The 3275-nt window shown below is 60.0% G+C and carries 4 protein-coding genes; 3 read left to right on the forward strand and 1 reads right to left on the reverse strand.

The features are described 5' to 3' along the window. Positions 1-603 precede the first annotated feature (603 nt). The 3 genes from Pla123a_RS24320 (at position 604) to Pla123a_RS24330 (ending at position 2505) form a co-directional block, all read left to right on the forward strand. Positions 604-1026 carry a hypothetical protein gene (locus Pla123a_RS24320; protein ID WP_146591953.1) on the forward strand — a complete coding sequence of 141 codons (423 nt, stop codon included), beginning with the start codon at positions 604-606 and terminating at the stop codon, positions 1024-1026. Between the two features lie 111 nt (positions 1027-1137). Continuing rightward, complete coding sequence (locus Pla123a_RS25435; RefSeq protein WP_146591955.1) at positions 1138-1596, forward strand: putative immunity protein; 459 nt, start codon at positions 1138-1140, stop codon at positions 1594-1596. Positions 1597-2067: 471 nt separating this feature from the next. Next, a complete protein-coding gene (locus Pla123a_RS24330) occupies positions 2068-2505 on the forward strand; it encodes an NUDIX hydrolase (protein ID WP_197528266.1) in 438 nt (145 codons plus the stop codon). 74 nt (positions 2506-2579) lie between these two features. Here Pla123a_RS24330 and Pla123a_RS24335 read toward each other — a convergent pair whose 3' ends face one another. After that, positions 2580-2840 (reverse strand): hypothetical protein, encoded by a 261-nt coding sequence (locus tag Pla123a_RS24335; protein ID WP_146591959.1) that lies wholly within the window; start codon positions 2838-2840, stop codon positions 2580-2582. Positions 2841-3275 lie beyond the last annotated feature (435 nt).

The raw sequence follows: 3275 nt of genomic DNA on the forward strand, positions 1-3275 counted from the left end.
ACTGATCTCCGTGAGACTCCCAGTCTCGTACAGGGGACTTGCACCCCACAACAATCACGCCCGTGCCGGGCGTACACAAAGGCATGAACGCGGAGCCGACGACAACGCGATTTCAAATGGAGCATCAACTGCGGCGGCCCGGTTATGCCAGACGTTAGAGGGCATTCGTGACTTCGATGCGCGTCATAGGCGTTCACCCCATTGCAGCGCGAGAGCCTGTTCACCTCATCGAGTTCGAGGTCGAGCCTGGCGACGCGCAAGTGGAGTGGGGCGCGATCACCCAACCCGTCGATGGCCAGGACAGAAGCCACTGGCAAGTCCCTTACGACGAGCGCCCAGTACCGAGTGCCATTGGACATTGGTGCTTCTTCTTTCACTACCTCGACGAGAAGAGACCGCTTTCCACTGCTCTGGGTGATCTGCCGTTGCCAGCCGAAACCCCAGTTCCGCCGCGTCTTCGTTTCGTGCAATACGAGGAACCATAGGAATGCCCTCTAACAAATCGCTGGAGCGGACGCGTGAGGGATAAAGTGCCAAGTTCATTTGTCGGCGCGCGCGCCGCTCAGCTCAACCGTTCTGTCGCAGAGTCATTCCGTCGCAACCATGTCTGACGCTTCAGTTTACTCGATCACTGACTTTGGTTCGGTTGCAAATGCTGCGGCATGCATGCACGATGCGCGCATCCCCAATTCAGGGTTTAGATTCCGTCGCCCCTCCCAAACGTTTGAACTGGTAGCCTGGCAGTACTCGCCCTTTTCCTATACCGGACCGAGTTGTGTTTGGATTCGCTGGGAATTGACATTTCGCGACGTGAATGGCTTTCGGCAGCGCCGAACCGAGTCCGCCTCAACACATCACTACCATGAGCTGGCCACGATGCGTTGGTACCCGCGACGTCAAATGATCCTGATTTCCACTCACTTTGACCTCACCGTCTACCTGAAGGTTACAAAGCTCAACGGTAAATTACGCCCAACTGACGACCATTCGAAAGACATCGACCCAATCCTGAACAACCAGGTGTAGAGTAGCGACAGAACAACGGAATGAACGAAAGTCGCGTTGGCTCATCCACTTTGCTAGAATATTAACGCACGCGACTTCGTTATTCCAATCGTTCGGCGACGGAGATTTACTGTGCGTGACAAGCGATTTGTCGCGGCCCATCGAGGGGGCCAATTAGCTATTGCCGAGCATCGATTACTCGCGGCTTGGGCCGCGGATTGTGCGGCGCATCTGCTTCCGCTGTTCAAGGTTCACAGCTCAGATGATCGGCCGCAACAAGCTATTGAAATCGGACGGGCGTGGGCTCGAGGCGAGATCAAAACCGGTGTCGCCCAGCGAGCGGCTGTCGCGGCACATGCTGCGGCCCGGGAGACTTCTGACGCTGCCGCAGTCGCAGTTGCTCGAGCGGCAGGCCATGCCGTGGCAACAGCCCATTTTGCCGATCATTGCCTCGGACCAGTGATCTATGGCGCGAAGGCGGTCGAGGCGGCAGGAGGGTCGGCAGACGAAGAGCGGGATTGGCAACTTGCCCGGCTTCCCATTGACGTGCGAGAATTAGTAATTTCCGCCATGGAACTGCGCCGAACCTAGCGGTGAACCGAAGCCGCCGATGACGCGGGTTTTGACATCATAGTTTCTTGGCCGCGGCTCGGTTACCGCGGGTCGTCAGGCAGGTCGTCGGCACCTCCAACCAACCGCGGTGTGCCCACACCTAAACGACCTGGAGCTGCCCAAGTCCGCGTCGAAGTGAAACTTCTGTTACCGTGCGGCGACGACAGACATTTGCACAACGGCCAGCCATGCTGTCGGCCGGTTCGAGCGATTGCCGCTGGGTGGGCGCCGCCCCAGAGGCACGGTGGCTGTGAAGGACCTAAGGGGCCTGTCCGCTGGGCGTCGCACGGGACACCTACGGCGGCCGATCGTGTTTCACCTCGATGGGCGTCGGAAGTAGCGAAACCGGCCGGGTTTTGTGCTATACTGGCTCGATGGTCGGTTGCCGGTCAGTGGAAGACGGCGGCCCCCCGGCACTGAATCAGCGAAGTAGAGCGGAAGGTTCCTGAAGTGGCAAAGAAGCCCGATTCTTTTTTCAAGCAGGCCGGCGCCCTCCCCTACCGGTGGGACGGCGAGCGGGTCGAGATCGTCCTCATCACCTCCCGCTCGTCGGGCAACTGGATCTTCCCCAAGGGGGTCATCGACCCCGGCGAGACGCCCGAGTCGACTGCCGTCAAGGAGACCGTCGAGGAGGCCGGCGTGATCGGCGAGCTGACCGGCGACGCCCTCGGCGCCTACGAGCAGAAGAAGTGGGGCGGCGTCGCCAAGGTTAAGGTCTTCCCGCTGCTGGTGACCGAGCTGCTGGACGACTGGGACGAGTGCGAGATCCGAGAACGCCAGCTGCTGCCGATCAAGGAGGCAAAGGAGCTGATCCACGATCGGCTGACCGAGATCCTCGCCGCGTTCGAGGAGCAGGTGCTGAGCGGGGCCATCCAGCCGGCCGGGTAAGGTGAACGCGAGCTGCCGTAGGCCAGGCTGTGCCTGACGGCCTCTCGATCGGTTGGCAGACTTGTCCTACCCGGCTAGCGAAATAACCCTCCCGACAGCAAGACGTAGAAGAACATTGGGAAGGTCACGTCCGCGACAAGTGGGACTAGCAGCCACCACGGCGACAGGCCCAGCGGGCAAATTAGGATAGCCGCCGCCCCAGCAATCCCACCTACAAACGGGACGAAGCTGTAGGTTCTTCCATCGCGCTCGGCGCAGATCCCGGCGACCGGATTGCCGACGACGATCAGCACAGAGAAGGCGGCGAGAAGGCCCGTTAGTGTCCACAGTATCATTTGCGATGACTCCGTCACCTCTTAAGATCGCCGAGCGAAAGAGCGATTCCGACACGCCGGACAATGTATCTTGGCTGCAAGACCACTACTGTCGATTAGTGGCGCCCGCTCGGTCATACAAGTTCCCATAGCCGATGGATTACATCCATCGGAGGCCCCAGAGATCGCTTTCTTGGCGGGGGCAGCGCTGACACCGGGGTCGTCCGACGGAGGTAATCCGTCGGCTGCTAGAGGACTTGCAATCGTCGCATTTCGTTGTGGAAAGTGACTCGCCAGCGCGGTCCAATGGGGGATGCGGTGGGTTCTCTGGCAGCTGTGCTGGACCGCCCACTCGGTGCCCCACACGTGGATTCCGCGGGTGCCACTGGCTCTGCCCAGTAGCGTCCGGTAAATCCTTCACACGATTTTAACTTGCGCTATTGCGGCTGTGTGTGG

It is taken from the genome of Posidoniimonas polymericola, from assembly GCF_007859935.1.
GTDB classification, from domain to species: domain Bacteria; phylum Planctomycetota; class Planctomycetia; order Pirellulales; family Lacipirellulaceae; genus Posidoniimonas; species Posidoniimonas polymericola.